Genomic DNA, 21,192 nt, shown 5'->3' with positions numbered 1-21,192 from the left:
CCGGGCTACTGGTTCTGCGCGCCCAGCGTGAAGAGCAGGTAGATGAAGGCCGCGAAGAGATGGCCGACGGCCACGTAGATGATCAGCCGGACCCACAGGGCACGCGGGAACTTGTCCTCCATGGACGGCTTGCGCGGTTCGGTGGGTTCGGTCATGACGTCTCTCCCGGGGTCGGGTGGCCCGTCGCGGGGCCGAGGCACAGCGCGGCGGTCGGGCTCTGCAGCAGGGTGTGGACGAAGAGCAGCTCGGCTCCGGCGCGCTCGGCGGCGGCGATGCGGTGCGGGGTGAGCGAGTCGAAGTGCCCGCTGTCCCCGGGCTCCAGGACGTGCGCGGTGTCCCCGAGGCGCAGCCGGAGCCGCCCTTCGAGGACGTACAGCCACTCCTCGCCGGGATGGACCCGCACGATGTCGCCCTGCGAGCCGTACGGGACGTGCACGCGCAGCGCCTGCATACCGCGCCCCGAGGAGCCCGCCTGCCGGTAGATCCAGCCGCCGGCGGGCGTCGGGTCCATGTCGGCGGCACGCACGACGGCGTCACGGTCGGCGACCGTCTCGCCGAGCAGTTCGGAGACCGTCGTACCGTAGACCCGGGCCACGGCGAGCAGCGTGGGCAGCGAGGGCTGGCGCTGACCGGTCTCCAGCCGGGACAGGTGCGCCGGGGAGAGCCCGGCGGCGCGGGCGGCGGCCTCCAGCGTCAGGGAGGCGCGGCGGCGCAGCGCACGGAGCTGCGGGGCCACGGCGTGCAGCTCGTCGGACGGCTCGCGGGACGGCTCGTCGGCCGTCCCCGGATCGGCAGGGCTCATATGTCCATTGAGCCCGAGGATTGCCTCTGGGGCAATTTTCTTGCCCCAGAGGCAAAAAGTGTCAGCGGTTCGCGACCGCCTGTTTCACCAGGGTCTTCCCGAAGTCCCACATCAGCCCGCCGCCACTGTGCGCGTCGTCCATGACCGCGGTGAAGGCCTCCACGAACCGGTCGACGTCCGCCTCGTCGATGACGAGCGGCGGGATCAGCTTGATCACCTCCAGGTGGTCGCCGGAGACCTGGGTGAGGATGCGGTGCCGCTGGAGCAGCGGGACGACCACCATCTGCGCGAACAGGCCCTTGCGCGCGGCCTGGAGCATGGTCCAGCGGCTGCGCAGTTTGATCGACTTGGGCCGCCCGAACTCGATGCCGATCATCAGGCCGCGGCCGCGCACGTCGCTGAGCAGTTCGTACCGGTCGACCAGCTCCGTCAGCCGGGCCTTGAGCTGTTCGCCGGTGGCCCGGGCGTTGGCGACGATCTGCTCGTTCTCCATGACGGAGAGCACCGCGAGCCCCGCCGCCATGGCCTGCGCGTTGGAGCCGAAGCTCGCCGAGTGGACCAGGACGCGGTCCATCGAGGAGTAGACCTTCTTGAAGATCCAGTCCTTGCCGAGGGTCGCGCCGACCGGCACATAGCCGCCGGAGAGCGCCTTGGCCACGCACACCAGGTCCGGTTCGACGCCCTCCTCGTGCTGGTAGGCGTAGAAGTCCCCGGTCCGTCCGAGGCCGGTCTGCACCTCGTCGGCGATGAGCAGGGCCTTGTGCCGGTGCAGCAGCTCCTGCGCGGCGCGCAGGTAGCCGGGCGGGGCCTCGTGGACGCCCTTGCCCTGGATCGGCTCCACGATCAGCGCGGCGACGTCGCCCTTCTTCAACTCCCGCGCCAGGGCGTCGAGATCACCCAGCGGGACGGCCGTGTCGGGCAGCAGCGGGGCGAAGCCGTCGCGGAAGCCGTCCTCGCCGTTCACGGACAGCGAGCCGGTGGTCAGGCCGTGGAAGGCATGGGAGCAGTACAGGATCCGCGGCCTGCCGGTGGCGAACCGGGCGAACTTCAGCGCGGTCTCGACCGCCTCGGTACCGCTGTTGCCGAAGAACACCCGGTCCAGGTGCGGGCTGTGGGCGAGCAGACGTTCCGCGAGCAGACCCGGCAGCGGCTGGCAGTCGAAGCGGGTGAGGTCGGCGAGCGAGGCGTCGAGGACGTCGTGCAGCGCCTGCCGGACGACGGGGTGGTGACGGCCGAGGCCCATCACGCCGAACCCGGCGAGCATGTCCAGGTAGTCGTTGCCGTCCGCGTCCCAGAAATGGGCACCCTCGGCCCGCTCGTAGACCTTGTCGAAGCCGATGGTGTGCAGCATGCGCGGGAGCTGGTGGTTCAGGTACTTCGTGTGCAGCTCGTAGCGCTCGGCTCCGCGCTCGGCGAGGAGCGCGCCGAGGTCGAACTCCCCCTTCTCCGCTGGGTCGGTCATTCCTTCTTCTCCTTGGACGACTCGTTCCGGGCCGGCGCGTCGGCGGCCTTCGACATCTCGTACGCGGCCCGGGCCCGTTCGTCCCTGACGGCCAGGCCCGCGCTGATCCGCCCGGCGATCTCCACGGGGGTGAGCCCGATGTCGGCCAGCACCTCGGACCGCTTGGCATGGGCGAGGAACTGGTCCGGAATGCCGAACCGCCTTACGGGCACGTCGACTTCGGCATCCCCGAGGGCCAGCGCGACGGCGGCGCCGACGCCCGACGCCCGGCTGTTGTCCTCGACGACGGCGACCAGGGCGTGCTCGGCGGCGAGCCCGGGCAGGGCCGGGTCGACGGGTTTCACCCAGCGCGGGTCGACGACGGTGCAGCCGACGCCCCGGGCCTCCAGCAGCTCCGCGGTCTGCAGGCAGACGGGCGCCATGACACCCACCGCGACGAGCAGCACCTCGGGGCGCTCGCCCCGGTGCAGCACGTCGAGTCCGCCCACGTGGTCCACCGCGGGGACGGCCGGTCCGACCGACTCCTTCGGGAAGCGGACCAGGGTGGGCGCGTCGTCCACGGCGACCGCCTCGCGCAGCTGGGCCCGCAGTTGGTCGGCGTCGCGCGGCGCGGCGATCCGCAGGCCGGGCACGACCTGGAGGATCGACATGTCCCACATGCCGTTGTGCGAGGCACCGTCGACACCGGTGACACCGGCCCGGTCGAGGACGAAGGTCACCCCGCAGCGGTGCAGGGCGACATCCATGAGGAGCTGGTCGAACGCCCGGTTGAGGAAGGTCGCGTAGACGGCGACGACGGGGTGGAGGCCGCCGGTGGCGAGCCCGGCCGCGGAGACGGTGGCGTGCTGCTCCGCGATGCCGACGTCCCACACCCGGTCGGGGAACCGCTCGGCGAACTTCCCGAGCCCCACCGGATGCAGCATGGCCGCGGTGATCGCCACCACGTCCGCGCGCTCCTCGCCGATCCGGGCGATCTCCTCTCCGAACACCGATGTCCAGGAAGGGCCGTTGGACGGGGCGAGGGGCTCGCAGGTGAGCGGGTCCATCACCCCGACGGTGTGGAAGTGGTCCTCCTCGTGGGCGAGCGCCGGCTCGTAGCCGCGGCCCTTCTCCGTCAGGCAGTGGACGAGGACGGGCCCGTGGAAGCGTTTCGCCCGGCGCAGCGCGGACTCCACGGCGCCGAGGTCGTGACCGTCGATCGGTCCGACGTACTTGAGCCCGAGGTCCTCGAACATGCCCTGTGGCGCGAAGGCGTCCTTGAAGCCCTTCTTCGCGCCGTGCAGCGACTCGTAGACGGTGTTGCCGATCAGGGGCGTGCGCAGCAGGACCTTCTTGCCCCAGGCGAGGACCTGCTCGTAGCTGTCGGTCGTCCGCAGGGTCGCGAGGTGGTTCGCGAGACCGCCGATGGTCGGCGCGTACGAGCGTTCGTTGTCGTTGACGACGATGATCAGCGGCCGGTCCTTGGCGGCGGCGATGTTGTTGAGCGCCTCCCAGGCCATGCCGCCGGTCAGGGCGCCGTCACCGATCACCGCGACGACGTGCCCCTTCTCCCCCTGCACCTGGCGGGCCTTGGCGAGCCCGTCGGCCCAGCCGAGCGCCGTGGAGGCGTGGCTGTTCTCGATGACGTCGTGCTCGGACTCCTCGCGCGAGGGGTAGCCGGAGAGGCCGCCCTTGCCGCGCAGTTTGGAGAAGTCCTGACGCCCCGTCAGCAGCTTGTGCACGTAGCTCTGGTGGCCGGTGTCCCACAGGATGCGGTCGACGGGCGACTCGAAGACCCGGTGGAGGGCGATGGACAGCTCCACCACTCCCAGGTTGGGTCCGAGATGACCGCCGGTCCTGGCGACCGCGTGCACCAGGAACTCTCTTATCTCCTCGGCGAGTTCACCGAGTTCCGGCTCGGACAGCGCCTTCAGGTCGCGTGGTCCCCGGATGTTCTCCAGCATCGTCACGTCGGGCCCCCTCTCGGTCCGTGCTGATCAGCTCACGGTGACGGCCGGTTCGCCCGAGGCGATGCCGTCCTTCTCCATCTGCTCGGCGAGCTTCATCGCCTCGTCGATGAGGGTCTCCACGATCTTCGACTCGGGTACGGTCCTGATGACCTCGCCCTTGACGAAGATCTGCCCCTTGCCGTTGCCGGAGGCGACCCCCAGATCCGCCTCCCGCGCCTCGCCGGGGCCGTTGACGACGCAGCCCATGACCGCGACGCGCAACGGGACCTCCATCCCCTCCAGACCGGCGCTGACCTCGTCGGCCAGTTTGTAGACGTCGACCTGGGCACGCCCGCACGACGGGCACGAGACGATCTCCAGGCGCCGCTCCCGCAGTCCGAGGGACTCCAGGATCTGGATGCCGACCTTGCACTCCTCGGCGGGCGGTGCGCTCAGGGAGACCCGGATGGTGTCCCCGATGCCCTCGCTGAGCAGTGCCCCGAACGCCACGGCCGACTTGATGGTGCCCTGGAACGCCGGGCCGGCCTCGGTCACGCCGAGGTGCAGCGGGTAGTCGCACTGGGCGGCCAGCTGCCGGTAGGCGTTGACCATGATCACCGGGTCGTTGTGCTTGACCGAGATCTTGATGTCACGGAACCCGTGCTCCTCGAAGAGGGACGCCTCCCACAGCGCCGACTCGACGAGCGCCTCGGGCGTCGCCCTGCCGTACTTCTCCAGCAGCCGCCGGTCGAGCGAACCGGCGTTGACGCCGATCCGGATCGGGATGCCGGCGTCCCCGGCGGCCCGCGCGATCTCCCGCACCTTGTCGTCGAACTGCTTGATGTTGCCCGGATTGACACGCACCGCGGCACAGCCGGCGTCGATGGCCGCGAACACGTACTTCGGCTGGAAGTGGATGTCCGCGATCACCGGGATCTGCGACTTCTCGGCGATGGTCGCGAGGGCGTCCGCGTCGTCCTGCGTGGGGCAGGCGACGCGGACGATCTGGCAGCCGGACGCGGTCAGTTCCGCGATCTGCTGCAGGGTGGCGCCGATGTCCGACGTTCGGGTCGTCGTCATCGACTGCACCGACACGGGCGCCCCGCCCCCGACCGCCACCGGTCCGACCTGGATGAGCCGTGAGACACGGCGTTCCGCGATCGGCCGGACCGGCACCTCGGGGAGGCCCAAGGAAACGGCGGTCACGTCGTCACCCCTTGCTCTCCGCGAAGGTCTCACGGGCGGCGCGGATCGACTCCTTGAGGGATCCCATCGTGGCGAGCACGGCCGTCGGCTCGTAGCCGCAGTGGGCCATGCAGTTGGCGCAGCGATCGTCCCTGCCGCGGCCGTAGGAGTCCCAGTCGGTCTCCTCCAGGAGCTGCTTGTACGTCTGCACGTACCCGTCGCTCATCAGGTAGCAGGGCCGCTGCCAGCCGAACAGCGAGTAGCTCGGGATCGCCCAGGCCGTGCACGGGAAGTCGACCTTGCCCTCCAGGAAGTCCAGGAAGAGCGGGCTCTGGTTGAGCCGCCAGCGGCGCCGGTTGCCGCCCGCGAAGGCCTTCTTGAACAGCTCGCGGGTCTGCTGGACGCCGAGGAAGTGCTCCTGGTCGGGAGCCTTCTCGTAGGCGTAGGCGGGCGACAGCATCATCTCGTCGACCTTCAGGTCGTCGTTGAGGTAGTTCAGCACCTCGATGATGGTCTGCGGGGTGTCGGTGTTGAAGAACGTCGAGTTGGTGGTGACGCGGAAGCCGCGCCGCTTGGCCTCCTTGATGGCCGCGACCGCCTCGTCGAAGACACCTTCCTTCGCGACGGACTCGTCGTGCCGCTCGCGCAGCCCGTCGATGTGCACGGCCCAGGCGAAGTACGGCGAGGGCGTGAACTTGTCCATCTTCTTGCGCAGCAGCATGGCGTTGGTGCACAGGAAGACGAACTTCTTCTTGGCCACCAACTGCCGCACGATCTCGTCGATCTGAGGGTGCATCAGCGGCTCGCCGCCGGCGATGGACACCATCGGCGCACCGGACTCCAGGACCGCGCCCACGGCCTGCGCCACGGGCATGCGCTGCTTGAGCACACCCGCCGGGTGCTGGATCTTCCCGCAGCCCTCGCAGGCGAGGTTGCACGCGAAGAGCGGTTCCAACTCGACGAGCAGGGCGAACTTGTCCCGCTTCCTGAGCTTCTGTTCAAACAGGTATGCAGCGACCTTCATGGACTGCCGGAGCGGCATGGCCATCTGGCTCACCTCCGAGGGAGCAACAAAGAACGGTGCCATTCAAAAAAAGCGGGAAGCACGGCACGAAGAACACGGAAAGCTGATATTCCACCGCGGACCGTGCCGATACGGACGAGTTCATGTTCTGGAGCGTCCACGACCACCCGTACGGCCGCAACCGGGCGGATGCCCGCGCGGACCGCGCCGAGAAGTGTGGCCGCGGACTCCATGTCCACGGCGATGGCTCCGGTCGCGAGCAGATCCGACCGCTCGGGACCACGGACGACGTGATCGGAGCCGGTGAGCGGCCCCGTGTGCACGGTGCGGCCGGGCAGGGCCCGCACCAGTTCCTTGACGAGGAGGTCGGTTCCCACACACGGCGTGGTGCCGTCCGGGTCCCGGGTCTCCTCCGCGACGACCAGGTCGCCGGGATGCATGCCCGGGGCGAGCCCCGCGCAGAACCCGGTGGCCAGCACGGCCGCCGTGGACAGTGCCGGGTCGCCGAGGACCCGGGTGACGGACCGCTCGGCGGCCTTGGGGCCCATCCCCGTACGCAGCACGGTGACGGGTCCGCCGGCGCCGCTCCGGTCGCCGCTGCGCAGGGCGAGGTGCTCGATGCCGAGCGCGCAGGCGATCAGCAGCGGAGCCGGAGCGGGCCGACCGGTCATCAGCCCCCCTCTGTCGTAGCGAAGGGCTCCCCGTTGACGTAGCGGCCGAGCGCGGTGAGCGGGAAGACCTGCCGGTAGAGGTGGTAGTTGATCGAGAAGTCCCACGGGAAGCCGGTCCCCGTGAAGTACGGCTCGTCCCAGGAGCCGTCGGCCAGCTGGGTCTCGGCGAGCCAGCCGACACCGCGCTCCACGGCCTTGGACTCGGTCTCCCCCGCGGCCAGCAGGGCGAGCAGCGCCCAGCCGGTCTGGGAGGCGGTGGAGGCACCGCGCCCGCTCCACCCGGCGGCGTCACCGTAGGAGCGCAGGTCCTCGCCCCAGCCGCCGTCCTCGTTCTGCACGTTCTCCAGCCAGGCCACGGCCCGGCGGATCGCGGGGTGCGAGCCGGGCAGCCCCGCCGCCACGAGCGCGGGGACCACCGACCCCGTGCCGTAGACGTAGTTGACGCCCCAGCGCCCGAACCAGGAGCCGTCGGTCTCCTGGTTCGCCAGCAGCCACTCGATGCCCCGGCGGGTCCGGGGGTCGTGGGAGAGTCCCTCGACCGCCAGCATCTCCACGACGTGCGCGGTGACGTCCGCGGAGGGCGGATCGATCACCTCGCCGAAGTCGCAGAACGGCAGCCGGTTGGGGAACGGACTCGTGTTGTCGACGTCGAACGCGCCCCAGCCGCCGTCCTTGGACTGCATGCCGAGGTTCCAGCGGACCCCGCGTCCGATGGCGTTCTCGACGCGGTCCGGATCGTGGTGCCGGACGCGGCGCAGCGCGAGGACGACCTCCGCGGTGTCGTCGATGTCGGGGTAGTTGTCGTTGTGGAACTCGAACGCCCAGCCGCCCGGCGGCAGTTCGGGGCGCTTGACGGACCAGTCACCGGGCCGGACGATCTCCTCCCCGAGCATCCAGTCCACGGCCTTGACGAGCTGTGGGTGGTCGGCGGGCACCCCGGCGTCGGCGAGCGCGATGGTCGCCAGGCAGGTGTCCCACACCGGTGACTGGCAGGCCTCGATCATCCGGGACCCGTCGTCGCGCCACACGGCGAACCGGTCGAGCGAGGCCAGACCGGCGCGCATCACGGGGTGTTCGAGGTCGTAGCCGAGCAGGTGCAGGGCGATGACCGAGTAGACGGCGGGCGGCTGGATGCCTCCCCAGCAGCCGTCGTTCTCCTGCCGCTCGATGATCCAGCGTCCCGCCGTGTTCATCGCCGCCCTGCGCAGGGCGCGCGGCGCGACCTTGCGGTACTGGTGCAGGGCCTTGTCGAGGCGCTGGAACGCCCCGTCCCAACTGGCGACCCGGGCAAGGGGCTTGGCCGGGTTGGGGTGACGGGGATCGGCGTGCAGCTCGTCGAGCGGGAACGGCGCGGGCCGCACCGGTCGCTTCGCCGACACCACGGTGAGCGGCACGATCGTCTGCCGCGCCCAGCAGCCGAAGTCGTAGATGTTCAGCGGCATCCACTTCGGGAAGTAGATGAGCTCCGGCGGGAGTTCGGGGAGGTCGTCCCACTTCCACCAGCCGAAGAGGGCGAGCCAGATCCGGGTGAAGACCCGGGCCGCGGCGATGCCTCCGCGCTCACGGATCCACGCGGACGCCCGCGCCATGTGCGGTGCGTCCGGGGCGTCCCCGGCCAGCCGCAGGGCGACGTACGCCTCGATGGTGGTCGAGAGCTCGCCCGGCCCGCCGTAGAACGAGGCCCACGTACCGTCCTCGCGCTGCTCGCCGCGGATGAACAGGGCGGCGCCCCGCGTGGTCGGCTCGTCGCGGATGCCCAGGAACTGGCGGAGCAGGAGGTCCTCGGCGTCCATGGTGACGTTCGTCTCGAGGTCGCCCTTCCACCAGCCCTCGTCGTCCTGCAGCGCCAGCAGGAAGTCCGTGGCACGCGCCATGGCGCGCGTGGCGGCGTCTCGGGTCTCGACCGTCCCGGCCGCCGCGGGAGTGTCGTGCTGGATTTCGCTGGCCGAGGCAGCGCGGGGAGGAAGTGCCCCGGTGCTTCCGTCGGTCGTCGCTGTCATGGCTTCCCCTTCGTGCAGTGGTACGACTCTGCTGTGGGTCCGCCGTCGGCCGGTGCTTCCGTTCCGATGGTGATCCCGTGCTCGAACGAGGTTCGAAACCCGGGGGAGGCACCGGCCGGCGACTACGCGAGGTGTATTCGACCGATAGTGATCATCTCTTTCGAACGACGACGAAGTCGGCGAGTGCCACGAGCTCGGCCCGCACACGGTCGGGCATCGGGACCGCGTCGAGCGCCTCGATGGCGATGGCGTGCTGCCGGCGCGCCTCCTGGGCGGTCCAGTCGCGGCCGCCCGCCTCCTCGATGAGCGCGGCGCGCACGGCGAACTCCTCCTCGGAGAAGTTCTCGAAGTCGCTGGCCTTGGCGTCCTCGGCGAGCAGGTCGCCGAGCCGCTCGGAGGCCGGCCCGCCCGCGGCGAGCGCGGCCACGACCGGCAGGGACTTCTTGCGCTGGCGCAGATCGCTCCAGGTCTGCTTGCCGGTGGACTCCGGGTCGCCCCAGATGCCGAGGAGGTCGTCGACGGCCTGGAAGGCCAGACCGAGGTGGTAGCCGTACCGCTCCAGGGTGTCCGCGGTGAGGTCGTCGGCGCCGCCGAGGACCGCGCCGATCGAGCAGGCGCAGGCCAGCAGGGCGCCGGTCTTGTTGCCCTCCATCTCCAAGCACTCCTCGACGCTGACGCGGTCGCGGTGCTCGTAGGAGATGTCCTGGGCCTGGCCGTCGATGAGGGCGCGGGTCGCGGTGGTCAGACGCCGGGTGGCGCGGCCGGCCTCGACGGTGCCGAGCTCCAGGAGCACCTCGTTGGCCAGCGCGAACAGGGCGTCGCCGACCAGGATGGCCTGGGCGGGGCCGTGCACCTTCCAGACGGTGTCGCGGTGCCGGCGCTGTTCGTCGCCGTCCATCAGGTCGTCGTGCAGCAGCGAGAAGTTGTGCACCAGTTCGACCGCGACCGCGCCGGGAACGCCGACCTCGGGCTCGGCGCCCGCGGCCTGCGCGGAGAGCACCGCGAGCGCCGGGCGCACCGCCTTGCCGCCGTCACCGTCCGCGGGGTTGCCCTCGGCGTCGATCCAGCCGAAGTGGTAGGCGGCGACGGTGTCCATGGGCGCCGCCAGACGGTCCACGGCCGCCTTCAGCACCGGCGTGGACAGGGTCCGGCCGCGCTCCAGGAGCGCGGTCACGTCCACCGCGTCGGCAGCCGTTTCGGCCGGGGGCACAGTGGGCACAGTCTCTCCTCTTGTTGCGATACCGGGGGTGCGGGGGCCTGTCGTGCTCTGTTCGAGCGTCATGCCGCCTCCTCGAAGAGTCCGAGGAGATGATCGCGGGACCGTCCCAGCGCCCCCAGCGCGGCATCCGCCGCGCCGACGCCGCTGCGAACCGCACTCTCCATGGTCGCGGGCCACCCTGTGGCGGTCCACGCTCCGGCCAGGTACAGACCGGGGGCCTTGGTCCGGGCACCGGGACGCAGCCGCCCGACCCCCGGGTCGGGGGCGAACGTCGCGGTGCGCTCCCGGGTCACGAAGAAGTCCTTCACCTCGGCGCCGCGCGCGCCGGGCAGCAGCCGTTCCAGCTCGGGGAGGTACCGCTCCCGCAGCGCCGACACGGGTTCGTCGATCTCGTCCTGCGCCGCCGACTGCGACAGCGCGAGGTACTGGCCCTCGCGGAGCCCGGAGGCCTCGGTGCGGTCGAAGACCCACTGCACCGGGGAGCCGAGCGCGGCGAAGAACGGTGCGGTGAGGACGGTGCGGTCGTAGACGACGTGGATGTTCAGGATCGGCGCGGTGCCGATGTCCAGGAGCCGCTCGGGGGCGTCGAGCGCGCCCTCCGGCAGAAGATCGTGGGCCTCTCGCTGGGGCACGGCGAGCACGACGGCGTCGGCGTCGATGCGCTCGCCGGGAACCTGAACACTCCAACGCCCGTTCTCGTAAGGGGAGACGGAGGTGACGCGTGTACGGATCTCGGTACGCACGCCCGCGGAGTCGAGCGCCTTGCGGGCCAGGGTGTCGTGCAGTTCGCCCAGCGGGACGCGCGCCCAGCCGATGTCGGCCGCGCCCGGGTCGGACAGCAGACCCGTCTTGAACACCATCGCGGCCAGGGCGAGCGAGCAGTCGCCGGCCACCGCGTTGAGGGTGGCGACCCCCACGAGGTCCCACAGTGCTTCGACGGCACGTCGTGACTGACCGTGCCCCGCGAGCCAGTCGCCGAAGTTCTGCGTGTCGAGCGATGGATCGGTGAGATCCAGGCCCTTGAGCGCGAGCGCGGCACGGCCGACCTTGGCACGCTCCGCGAGCGAGAGGTGCGGGTAGGTGGCGAGGCTGCGCGCCAGGTGCAACGGCACCGGAAGCGCGTCGCGGCCGATTCTGCCGAGTCTGCGCCCGGGAGCGGCCTCCGCGTCGAGAACGGGCACGTCGAGACGATCCTGCAGAGGCGCCAGCGAGGCCGCGTCGATGCGGTCGAGGAACCAGCGGTAGGCGCTGCAGCAGCGCAGATAGACATGCTGGCCGTTGTCGACGGTGAGGTCGCCGCGCTGGAAGGAGAACGCCAGACCGCCGAGCCGCGGCCGGCCTTCGAGCAGCGTGACGCGCAGTCCGGCATCGGCGAGCGCGAGCGCGGCGGTGATCCCGGCGAGTCCGCCGCCAATCACCACGGCGGACCGGGCGGAGTCGTCCGTGGACTCCTTGACCTCGCTCATCGTGCACCCTCCCCTGGGGCCGCGCCGTCGTGATCGAACGACGCACGGCAGGCCGTTGCAGTCAGGGACGCGGTCCGGCTCCGGAGGGTTGCGTGCCGCTTTTCGCCGGTCGTGTCACCTTGGCCCATATTGTCCATCAGACGCGCCTCCGGACGGAGCGCCGGGAGACGTGGCGGGCGTCGAGTCCGGAGAGACCGCGCACGGCGACGAACGCCTTCTCGCGTCCGGGGAGCGAGACCCGGCCGCGCAGCACCGCCTCGGGCTCGCGCTCGATGCGGTCGAGCAGCCGCCGGTAGATGCCCGCCATCGCCGCGACACAGGCGCCGCTGCGCCGGTCGAGCATGGGAAGCAGCCGGTAGCCCTCGGCGAACAGTGCGCGGGCGCGCCGCACCTCGAAGTGCACGAGACCCGCGAAGTCGGAGCCAGGAGGCGGGGTCGGCCCGTCGAAGCCGGCCGAGCAGCCGAACTTCGCCAGATCGTCGGCCGGCAGATACGTACGCCCGCCCTCCGCGTCCTCGCGGACGTCCCGCAGGATGTTCGTGAGCTGGAGCGCGAGCCCCAGCGTGTCGGCGTACTCCGGTGCCCGCTCGGCGCCGCGGGCTCCCGGTTCGGTGCCGAAGACGCCGAGCGAGAGCCGCCCGATCGCCCCGGCCACGCACCGGCAGTAGACCTTCAGGTCGTCCCACGTCTCGTAGGTCTCGCCGCGTACGTCCATCAGCACGCCGTCGATGAGTTCGTCCAGGCCCCCGAGGGGGACCGGGAAGTACTCGGCGGTGTGCGTGAGGGCGACGGCGACCGGGTCGGTGTCGTCCTCGTCGACGGCGCCCGCGCGGACGCGGGCGAGCAGCGCCTTCGTCTCCTCGAGGCGTACCGCCTTCACGTCCGGTGCCAGCGTGCCGTCGCCGATGTCGTCGACACGCCGGGAGAACGCGTAGAGCGCCGACATCGCACGACGCTTGGTCGTCGGCAGCAGCCTGATGCCGTACGCGAAATTCCGGGCCTGCTGACCGGTCACTGCCTCGCAGTAGCTGTACGCGGCGAGTACCGGTGCGGACACGTGCTGTTCCGACTCCACGGTCCGGATCACCCCTTTCCTCGCAGAGTCACTCCCACCTCGCGCAGCAACTGGAGCTTGCCGGGCTTGGGCGGGCCTGTCAGTACGTCGTATTCGGCGGCGACGATCGCACGGATCGCCGCCTTCCCCCCCGCGACGAACCCCGCGAGCAGCAGCTTCAGCCTGCCGTGGACGCTACCCACGAGGGGGGTGCCTTCATTCAGGAGGTTCAAGGCGCGTTCTGCTTCGTATGCAACCAGTGCTCGCACCGATGCGCCTGCTGTGGGGGCGGCGAGATCCGCTTCGAGGACATGAAAGCGCTTCATGTCCTCGGCGGGAAGATAGACACGGTCGCGGCCGAGATCCTCGGCGACGTCCTGGAGGTGCTCGACGATCTGCAGTGCCGTGCACACCGCGTCGGAGTGGCGGACCCGCTCGGGGGTGGACGTCCCGGTCACGGACAGGACCAGGCGGCCGACGGGGTTCGCGGACAGCTCGCAGTAGGCGAGCAGGTCGTCATAGGTCTCGTACCGCTTGACAAGCTGGTCCTGACGATTGGCCGCGATCAGGCCGAGGAAGGGCTCGGGGGTGAGGCTCGCGCGGCGGACGGTGGGCTGCAGACCCAGCAGCAGGGGATGGCGGGGGGTGGCGTCGAACACGCGGTGAAGATCGGCTTCCAGAGCGTCCAGCAGGACCGATGTGTCGTCGGCCTCGGTGGCCGCTACACCGAGAAGGCGGGCATCGGCACCGCCGGGGGCGAGGTCGCCGTCACCGATGTCGTCGACGAGGCGCGCGAAGCCGTAGACGGCCATCAGGTCGTCGCGCCAGGCCCTGGGCAGGAAGAACGGGGCCACGGGAAAGTTCTCGTCCGCGGCTTTGTCGAGGGTGCCGCGCCCCGGATCGCCGGTGCGGGCCGTACCGGCTTCGGTCACCGCCGGCCGCCCGGCGCGGGGACGGCGCACGCATCGCGGAGCTGGAGAGTCACCGTAGCCATTGCCGTCACATCTCCCGTTCTACACTGCCGACCCAACACTGCCCATTTCGGACACGCCACCCGGAGGTCCGCACAGCGCGGCCGTGCCGGGTGTCGCGTATTATCGCCCTACTTGGCGCGATTCAGCACCGGTACAGCTTACGTTGTACAACGCGGCACAGTCCGTCGGGGTGTCCCGCGCATCACAAGAACACACCGATTGGCGTCAAGATTCCCTAGGCCGACCGGAGTTGGCCTTTCCTTTGCAGACGCAGGGCCCCGCCGGAGAGTTCCGGCGGGGCCCTGGGCGAAACGGGTTACTTGCCCGTGAACTTCTCGTACTCCTTCAGCACCTCTTCGGTGGGTCCGTCCATGCGCAGCTCGCCGCGCTCCAGCCACAGCACGCGGTCGCAGGTGTCGCGGATCGACTTGTTGTTGTGACTGACCAGAAACACCGTGCCGGCGCTCTTGCGCAGCTCGCGGATACGGGCCTCGGACCGCTTCTGGAAGGAGCGGTCACCGGTGGCGAGCGCCTCGTCGATCATCAGGACGTCGTGGTCCTTGGCCGCGGCGATGGAGAAGCGCAGCCGGGCCGCCATGCCGGACGAGTAGGTCCGCATCGGCAGGGTGATGAAGTCGCCCTTCTCGTTGATGCCGGAGAAGTCGACGATGTCCTGGTAGCGCTCCCGGACCTGCTCGCGGGACATGCCCATCGCGAGCCCGCCCAATATGACGTTCCGCTCTCCCGTCAGGTCGTTCATCAGGGCCGCGTTCACGCCGAGCAGGGAGGGCTGGCCGTCGGTGAAGACCTTGCCCTTCTCGGCGGGGAGCAGACCGGCGATGGCCCGCAGGAGCGTGGACTTGCCGGAGCCGTTCGAACCGATCAGGCCGACGGCCTCGCCCCGGTACGCGGTGAAGGAGACGCCCTTGACGGCGTGCACCTTGCGCACCCCGCGCTCCTCGCCGCGCTTGAGGATGCGGCTGAGGGCCGAGGTGGCGCTGCCCTTGCCGGTCTTGGCGCCGTTCACGCGGTAGACGATGTGCAGCTCGTCCGCGATGACGGTCGGGATGTGCGACCTCTTCTCGAGCTCAGCCACGGCCGTACCTCTCTTCAGCCTTCCAGAAGTACACGAACCCGCCGACGGAGAAGACCACGGCCCAGAAGACCGCGATGCCCCACACGTGGGGCGGCAGGTTGGAGGAGCCGTAGCCGTCGATGAGCGCGAAGCGCATCAGGTCCATGTAGACGGCGGCGGGGTTCGCCTGCAGCGCGCGGGAGATCCACTCCGGGCTGCTCGCGAGCATGGTGCTGATCGAGAACATGACACCGGACGCGTACATCCAGGTGCGCAGGACGAACGGCATCAGCTGGGCGAGGTCCGGCGTCTTGGCGCCCAGCCTCGCCACGATCAGCGCGAGGCCCGTGTTGAAGAGGAACTGCAGGAACAGCACGGGGAGGATCAGCAGCCAGGACATGCCCGGGTAGCTGCCGAAGGCGATCACCACGATGAACAGGACGATCATCGAGAACAGCAGCTGCTGGAGCTGCTGGAGCGCGAAGGAGACGGGCAGCGAGGCGCGCGGGAAGTGCAGTGCGCGCACCAGGCCGAGGTTGCCGGAGATCGCCCGGACGCCCGCCATGATCGAGCTCTGCGTGAACGTGAAGACGAAGACGCCCGTCACCAGGAACGGGATGTAGACGTCGTGCGACATCCCGCGGTCGGCCTTCAGGATCAGGCCGAAGATCAGGTAGTAGACGAGCGCGTTCAGCAGCGGCGTCGCCACCTGCCAGAGCTGGCCGAGCTTGGCCTGGCTGTACTGGGCGGTGAGCTTCGCCTGGGAGAAGGCGAGGATGAAGTGCCGCCGGCTCCACAGCTGACGAACGTACTGGGCGAGGCCGGGCCGGGCGCCGCTGACCGCGAGCCCGTACTTGGCGGCCAGCTCGGCCGCGGAGAGCCCTTCGTCGGGCGACGGTCGGTCGCTCACCGCGACTCCACCGTCATGCGTTGTCTCACTCACAAGTGGAAACTTTCGTCTTCAAGATGCGCACAGCCGGATCGGGCAGAGGCGAGAGCCGGAGACCGGGGAGGTGCCCGACGCTCTCGGAATCGAGCTTGTCAGATGACGGGAGGTCGGCCCAGTCGAGTCAGCCGCCACACCGTACGCCACTTCATGGGACGGCGGGGTCCGCACGGACTGCTCCAGCCCTCCCGGAATCCCCCGAACCAGGCCTTCAGAGCCGCTCGCGAGGGGCGGCGCAGCAGCGTCAGGAGCATCCAGACGCCGAGGTAGACCGGGACGAGGAGCGCGGGGAGGTTGCGGCGGGCGAGCCACACGCGGTTGCGGGCCACCATGCGGTGGTACACCGCGTGCCGCGAGGGGGCGGTCGTCGGGTGGTTCAGCACCATGTCGGACCGGTAGTCGATCATCCAGCCGGCGTCCAGGGCCCGCCAGGCGAGGTCGGTCTCCTCATGGGCGTAGAAGAACGCGTCCGGGAGTCCGCCCACCTCGGCGAGCACCTTGGTGCGCACCGCGTTGGCGCCGCCGAGGAAGGTGGTGACGCGCGAGGAACGCATCGGGTCGGCGGCGCGCAGCCGGGGCACGTGGCGGCGCTGGGTCTCGCCCGTCTCGGGATCGGCGATACGGAAGCTGATGATCCCCAGGCGGGGGTCGTCGGCGAAGGCGCGGCGGCACAGCTCGGCGGTGTCGTGGTGGGCCAGCAGTCCGTCGTCGTCCAGGAAGAGAAGGACGTCGACGTCGGTACCGCCGGGGCCGAAGGCCTCGATGCCGACGTTGCGGCCACCGGGGATGCCGAGGTTCTCGGGCAGCTCGACCGTACGGACGCCCGCGGGGACGTCGGGGACGGGAGAGCCGTTGCCGACGACGACCACCTCGACGCGGTCGCCGTCCTGTTTGGCGACCGAGTCGAGCAGGGCCCGCAGCTCGTCGGGGCGGTTGCCCATGGTGATGACGACCGCGCCGACCTTCATGGCCGTACTCACTTGAGCCTGCTCGACGCGAGGATGGACACGAGGTGCAGCAGGGTCTGCACGATCGCGATACCGGCGAGAACGGCGGTGCCGAGACGCGTGAAGAACAGGTCGCCCCTGATCTGGTCGGCGACCGCGAGGACCACGATCAGCATGGTCGCCTCGATGCCGAGGATCAGCCGGTGGAACTTGAGCGCGGCGGCGGCCCGGCGGGCCAGCGCCATGCCGGAGGAGCGGGGCTCGGCGGCGGACTCCTGGACCGGGGGCAGTCCGCCCTGGTGGCGGGCGACGCCGACGAGGTCGGTCTCCGCCTTGATCAGGATCGCGCCGAGGGCGGCCAGGGTGCCGAGGAAGGCCCACAGCCAGTCGATCCGGCCGCCGCCCCACAGGTCGGCGGCGCGCAGGCCGAGCCCGACGAGGACCGCGGCGTCGGTCAGATAGGCGCCGACGCGGTCCAGGTAGACCCCGCCGAGCGAGAACTGCTTCTTCCAGCGGGCGACCTCGCCGTCGACGCAGTCGAGCAGCAGGTACAGCTGGACCATCACCAGGCCGAGCACGGCACCCGCGATCCCCGGCACCAGCAGGGCCGGGGCCGCGAGCACGCCGCACAGGGTCATCAGGTAGGTGAGCTGGTTGGGCGTGATCCTGGTGTTCACCAGGTAGCGGTCGCAGCGCAGCGAGATCTCTCGCATGTACAGGCGTCCCGCCCAGTGCTCACCGCTGCGCCGGTCCTTGACCCCCGCGGGGTGAACGACCGGGCGGAGTTCAGCTACTGATGGCCTTGGCATAGTCGGAGTAGAAGTCCTTGATCTGGTGGGTTTTCAGGTCGAGGTGCTCGAGGATCGTGTAGCGCCCGGGCCGGGTCCGCGGGGCGAACTCGACGACCTGGACGAACTCGTCCACGGTGAAGCCGATCTCCTCGGGCAGCACCGGCAGTCCGTGCCGACGCAGTACCTCGGCCTGGTACATCGACTCCTCGTGCGCCCCGCGCAGGTACATCGCGAAGGCTCCTCCCAGACCGCACTGCTCGCCGTGGCTCGCCGCGCGCTGGGGGAAGAGGAGGTCGAAGGCGTGGTTGATCTCGTGGCAGGAGCCCGAGGCGGGCCGGGAGTCGCCGGAGATCGACATCGAGATGCCGGTGAGGACCAGCGCCTCGGCCAGGACCTGGAGGAAGTCGTTGTCGCCGACACCGCCGGGGTGCCGCAGGACGGCCTCGCCCGCCTGGCGTGCCATCGCGGCGGCGAGCCCGTCGATCTTCTCGCCGTTGACGCGGTTGGAGAGCTCCCAGTCCGCGACCGCGTTGATGTTGGACACGGCGTCGCCGATGCCGGACCGGACGAACCGGATCGGCGCCTCGCGGATCACGTCGAGGTCGATGACGACCGCGATGGGGTTCGGCACGCCGTAGGAGCCGCGGCCCGCGTCGTTGTCCAGGGTGGCGACGGGCGAGCACAGTCCGTCGTGCGCGAGGTTGGTCGGCACGGCGACGAGCGGCAGCCCGACCCGCGCCGCGGCGAACTTCGCGCAGTCGATGATCTTGCCGCCGCCCAGGCCCACGACGGCGTCGTAGTGCCCGGAGCGCATCTCGTCGGCCAGCCGGATCGCGTCGTCGAGCGTTCCACCGCCGACCTCGTACCAGGTGGCACCCGGCAGGGCCGGGGTCAGGCGCTCGCGGAGCTTCGCGCCCGACCCGGTGCTGACCGCGACGGCGATCTTCCCCGAGTGGGAGATCCGCTCGTCGTACAGGACGCTCGCCAGGTCGTCCAGGGCACCCGCGCGGATGTCGACCACGACCGGCGAGGGGATGAGCCTCGTCAGTACTGGCACGCGATCACACGCCCCTTGGCCAGGTCGTCGTGGTTGTCGATCTCGACCCACGCCACGTCGCCGATCGGCGCGACGTCGATCTGGAAGCCGCGGTCCACCAGCTCCTGGTAACCGTGCTCGTAGAACTGCTGCGGGTCCGTCTCCCAGACGGTCTTCAGCGCGTCCGCGAGCTCGTCGGCCGCGATGCCCTCGATGAGGGTCACGCCGATGTACTCGCCCGTCGCCTCCGCCGGGTCCATCAGCTTGGTGATCTTGCGGACGCCCTTGTCGGGGTCGACGACGACCTTCATCTCCTCGTCGGCGAGGTCCTTCACCGTGTCGAGCGCGAGGATGATCTTCTTGCCCTCGCCCCGGGCGGCCAGCAGGGTCCGCTCCACCGACACGGGGTGCACGGTGTCACCGTTGGCGAGGATCACGCCGTCCTTCAGCGCGTCCCGGCCGCACCACAGGGAGTAGGCGTTGTTCCACTCCTCGGCCTTGTCGTTGTCGATCAGCGTGATCTTGACGCCGTACTTCTCCTCCAGCGCCGCCTTGCGGTCGTACACGGCCTCCTTGCGGTAGCCGACAATGATGCCGACCTCCGTCAGACCGATCTCCGCGAAGTTCCCCAGCGTCAGGTCCAGGACCGTGATCGAGTCCTCCGCACCCTCCGGACCCACCGGCACCAGAGCCTTCGGCAGAGTGTCGGTGTAGGGACGCAGACGCCGTCCGGCGCCAGCCGCCAGCACGAGGCCGATCATGCGGATTCTCCTTCATCGTGTACGGCGGGGGCCCCGGAGGACACCCAGAAACGGATGCTCTCGATGAGCACCAGCAGCGCCACGGCCACGGCGAACACCGTGAGCGCGACCTTGAACTGTGCGGCGGTGAGCAGCGCGGCCAGGACGGTGACCAGCAGCGTCCTGCCTTCGTGCCCGCCGGTCGCCCGCACCAGCCAGTGCGGGGGGGCGCCGGCGTTTCCGCGGATGCGGTACACCGTGTCGTAGTGATGGTAGGCGACCGCGGCCACCAGGCCGAAAGCCGCCGGCAGGGCTCCGTTCACGTCCGCGTTCGCCGCCAGTACCAGAACGGTGAGGTACTCCGCCGCCCGGTAGAAGGGCGGAACCAGCCAGTCCAGGGCGCCCTTCAGGGGCCTGAGCAGGGCGGCCGGCGAGAGCAGGACGTACACCGCGGCGCCGAGGACCGGCCACCAGCTTCCGTAGGGAGCGAGTGCGGCGCAGATCACGACGATCGCCCCGGCGGCGAACGCGACGACGGCGGGCGCGAGACGCGGGACACCGCGGGCGACGCGGGTCAGGAGTTCCGCGAGCGGGCCGGAGTCGGTGAGGTCGACGAGGGCCTCGGCGGCGCGGTCGGTGCGGTGTGCCTTGCGGGTGAGCGAGCGCAGCACCCGGCCGGCCGTCGTGTAGGCCGCCGCGAAGGCGCAGCCGACCAGCAGCGCGTAGAAGGTGATGCGGGGCGTCGTGAACGCGGTGAGCACGGCGATCATCGCCCAGCGCTCGCCGATGGGCAGGACGATCATCCGGCGCACCCAGACCGTCCAGCCCACGCTGTCGAGCTTGTCCGAGAGGGCGGCGGTGGGGCTGGTGTTGGCCGTGGCGTCGTGGTTCGCCTCGTTGAAGGAGAAGTCCACGACGTGCCGGCAGGTCTGCAGGATCATCGCGCCGAGGGCGAGCGCCCAGACGTCGTCGCCGCCGCGGGCCGCGCCGAGCGCGAGTCCCGCGTAGTAGGCGTACTCCTTGGCCCGGTCGAAGGTCGCGTCCAGCCAGGCGCCGAGGGTGGAGTACTGCAGGGAGTAGCGGGCGAGCTGTCCGTCCGTGCAGTCCAGGACGAAGGAGAAGAGGAGGAGCAGTCCGGCGGCGACGAAGCCGGCGCGGGTGCCGGTCGCGGCGCAGCCCGCGGCGATCAGCGCGGTGATCAGCGACGCGGTGGTGACCTGGTTCGGGGTCAGACCGCGGCGGGCGCACCAGCGGGCGATGTAGCGGGAGTACGGACTGATGCAGTACGTGGTGAAGAAGCCGTCGCGGGCCTTCACGGCACTGCGCAGCCGGATCGCCTCGCCGTCCACGGCCGAGACGGCCTGCCGAGCCTCGTTGCGTTCCTGCGGGTCCGATGGGACGACGGCGACGAGGGTGCCGAGTTCCGGGCGGTGCACGGCGACGTCGTCCGCGTCGAGGGCGGCGGCGAGGCGCTCGGCGAGGTTCTCCGTGGTGACGGCGAGACCGCCGCTCGCGGAGCTCTCGCGGGCCACGGCGCGGGTCAGCGCCCGCCGGGCCTCGGGCTGCACGGACACGGCGCCCGGCAGCGCCGCGGCCGCGAAGCGGGGGTCGGTGAGACCGAGACGCAGGGCGTGCTCGTGCCCCACGAAGCGGGTGTCGACGACGGCGACCCGCTCGTTCGCCGGCACGGCGGCGAGCAGGCTCTCGGTCTCACCCGCGTCGGAGGCGAGCCGCACGTCGAAGCCGAGCGACCGCAGATCGCCTTCGAGCGACGATCCGGGGACCGGCTGACCGGTGAGGATGGCGGTCGACAGCGAACTCACTCCCTGGTGCCGGCGCGACCTCGCGCCGGGCGTGTGCGTAGTGGGAAGA

At 70.5% G+C, this 21,192-nt stretch carries 20 protein-coding genes; all 20 read right to left on the bottom strand.

Annotated elements, in window-relative coordinates; translation table 11 throughout:
* Positions 1-5 precede the first annotated feature (5 nt).
* The gene (locus ABZT74_RS30720; protein ID WP_355870932.1) at positions 6-155 is read right to left on the bottom strand and encodes a DUF6126 family protein; all 150 of its coding nucleotides are present in this window, start codon (positions 153-155) and stop codon (positions 6-8) included.
* Positions 152-802: an XRE family transcriptional regulator gene (locus ABZT74_RS30715; RefSeq protein ID WP_356164538.1), complete on the bottom strand. Its 651-nt coding sequence runs from the start codon at positions 800-802 to the stop codon at positions 152-154. Before ABZT74_RS30715 ends, ABZT74_RS30720 begins: the two co-directional genes overlap by 4 nt.
* A 61-nt stretch (positions 803-863) precedes the next feature.
* Positions 864-2,264, bottom strand: a complete 1,401-nt coding sequence (locus tag ABZT74_RS30710; RefSeq protein ID WP_355870927.1) for an aspartate aminotransferase family protein — start codon at positions 2,262-2,264, stop codon at positions 864-866.
* Positions 2,261-4,213: a 1-deoxy-D-xylulose-5-phosphate synthase gene (gene dxs / locus ABZT74_RS30705; protein WP_356164539.1), complete on the bottom strand. Its 1,953-nt coding sequence runs from the start codon at positions 4,211-4,213 to the stop codon at positions 2,261-2,263. Before dxs ends, ABZT74_RS30710 begins: the two co-directional genes overlap by 4 nt.
* Before the next feature lie 27 nt (positions 4,214-4,240).
* Positions 4,241-5,398 carry a flavodoxin-dependent (E)-4-hydroxy-3-methylbut-2-enyl-diphosphate synthase gene (gene ispG, locus ABZT74_RS30700; RefSeq protein ID WP_356164540.1) on the bottom strand — a complete coding sequence of 386 codons (1,158 nt, stop codon included), beginning with the start codon at positions 5,396-5,398 and terminating at the stop codon, positions 4,241-4,243.
* A gap of 4 nt (positions 5,399-5,402) precedes the next feature.
* A complete protein-coding gene (gene hpnH / locus ABZT74_RS30695) occupies positions 5,403-6,425 on the bottom strand; it encodes an adenosyl-hopene transferase HpnH (protein ID WP_356440298.1) in 1,023 nt (340 codons plus the stop codon).
* A 5-nt stretch (positions 6,426-6,430) separates the two neighbouring features.
* A complete protein-coding gene (locus ABZT74_RS30690) occupies positions 6,431-7,072 on the bottom strand; it encodes a 1-hydroxy-2-methyl-2-butenyl 4-diphosphate reductase (protein WP_356440296.1) in 642 nt (213 codons plus the stop codon).
* Complete coding sequence (gene shc, locus ABZT74_RS30685; protein ID WP_356440293.1) at positions 7,072-9,072, bottom strand: squalene--hopene cyclase; 2,001 nt, start codon at positions 9,070-9,072, stop codon at positions 7,072-7,074. Before shc ends, ABZT74_RS30690 begins: the two co-directional genes overlap by 1 nt.
* A gap of 151 nt (positions 9,073-9,223) precedes the next feature.
* On the bottom strand, positions 9,224-10,354 hold the full coding sequence (locus ABZT74_RS30680) for a polyprenyl synthetase family protein (protein WP_355870913.1): 1,131 nt from the start codon (positions 10,352-10,354) through the stop codon (positions 9,224-9,226).
* Entirely contained in the window at positions 10,351-11,757 is a 1,407-nt protein-coding gene (gene hpnE, locus ABZT74_RS30675) for a hydroxysqualene dehydroxylase HpnE (RefSeq protein ID WP_356164546.1), read from the bottom strand. The genes ABZT74_RS30680 and hpnE overlap by 4 nt, the downstream gene beginning before the upstream one ends.
* Positions 11,754-11,885 carry a DUF6380 family protein gene (locus ABZT74_RS30670; protein ID WP_355871219.1) on the bottom strand — a complete coding sequence of 44 codons (132 nt, stop codon included), beginning with the start codon at positions 11,883-11,885 and terminating at the stop codon, positions 11,754-11,756. The genes hpnE and ABZT74_RS30670 overlap by 4 nt, the downstream gene beginning before the upstream one ends.
* Before the next feature lie 8 nt (positions 11,886-11,893).
* Positions 11,894-12,844, bottom strand: coding sequence for a presqualene diphosphate synthase HpnD (hpnD, locus tag ABZT74_RS30665; RefSeq protein WP_356164550.1), 951 nt, complete (start codon positions 12,842-12,844; stop codon positions 11,894-11,896).
* On the bottom strand, positions 12,841-13,743 hold the full coding sequence (gene hpnC / locus ABZT74_RS30660; RefSeq protein WP_356164552.1) for a squalene synthase HpnC: 903 nt from the start codon (positions 13,741-13,743) through the stop codon (positions 12,841-12,843). The genes hpnD and hpnC overlap by 4 nt, the downstream gene beginning before the upstream one ends.
* A 358-nt stretch (positions 13,744-14,101) precedes the next feature.
* Positions 14,102-14,881, bottom strand: a complete 780-nt coding sequence (locus ABZT74_RS30655) for an ABC transporter ATP-binding protein (RefSeq protein ID WP_355870903.1) — start codon at positions 14,879-14,881, stop codon at positions 14,102-14,104.
* The gene (locus tag ABZT74_RS30650; protein WP_355870901.1) at positions 14,874-15,803 is read right to left on the bottom strand and encodes an ABC transporter permease; all 930 of its coding nucleotides are present in this window, start codon (positions 15,801-15,803) and stop codon (positions 14,874-14,876) included. Before ABZT74_RS30650 ends, ABZT74_RS30655 begins: the two co-directional genes overlap by 8 nt.
* A gap of 98 nt (positions 15,804-15,901) precedes the next feature.
* Complete coding sequence (locus ABZT74_RS30645) at positions 15,902-16,774, bottom strand: glycosyltransferase (RefSeq protein WP_355871216.1); 873 nt, start codon at positions 16,772-16,774, stop codon at positions 15,902-15,904.
* Positions 16,775-16,782: 8 nt separating this feature from the next.
* Positions 16,783-17,562 carry a CDP-alcohol phosphatidyltransferase family protein gene (locus ABZT74_RS30640; protein ID WP_355870898.1) on the bottom strand — a complete coding sequence of 260 codons (780 nt, stop codon included), beginning with the start codon at positions 17,560-17,562 and terminating at the stop codon, positions 16,783-16,785.
* Positions 17,540-18,601, bottom strand: coding sequence for an iron-containing alcohol dehydrogenase family protein (locus ABZT74_RS30635; protein ID WP_355870895.1), 1,062 nt, complete (start codon positions 18,599-18,601; stop codon positions 17,540-17,542). The genes ABZT74_RS30640 and ABZT74_RS30635 overlap by 23 nt, the downstream gene beginning before the upstream one ends.
* On the bottom strand, positions 18,589-19,341 hold the full coding sequence (locus tag ABZT74_RS30630; RefSeq protein ID WP_356440291.1) for a phosphocholine cytidylyltransferase family protein: 753 nt from the start codon (positions 19,339-19,341) through the stop codon (positions 18,589-18,591). Before ABZT74_RS30630 ends, ABZT74_RS30635 begins: the two co-directional genes overlap by 13 nt.
* Complete coding sequence (locus ABZT74_RS30625; RefSeq protein WP_356440349.1) at positions 19,338-21,134, bottom strand: DUF5941 domain-containing protein; 1,797 nt, start codon at positions 21,132-21,134, stop codon at positions 19,338-19,340. Before ABZT74_RS30625 ends, ABZT74_RS30630 begins: the two co-directional genes overlap by 4 nt.
* Between the last annotated feature and the right edge of the window lie 58 nt (positions 21,135-21,192).

Origin of the sequence: Streptomyces sp. NPDC005302, assembly GCF_040607345.1 — a bacterium.
Classification (GTDB): Bacteria; Actinomycetota; Actinomycetes; order Streptomycetales; family Streptomycetaceae; genus Streptomyces.
The sequence above is the reverse complement of the archived record's forward strand: the minus strand, read 5'-3'. Positions and strand labels throughout refer to the sequence as shown.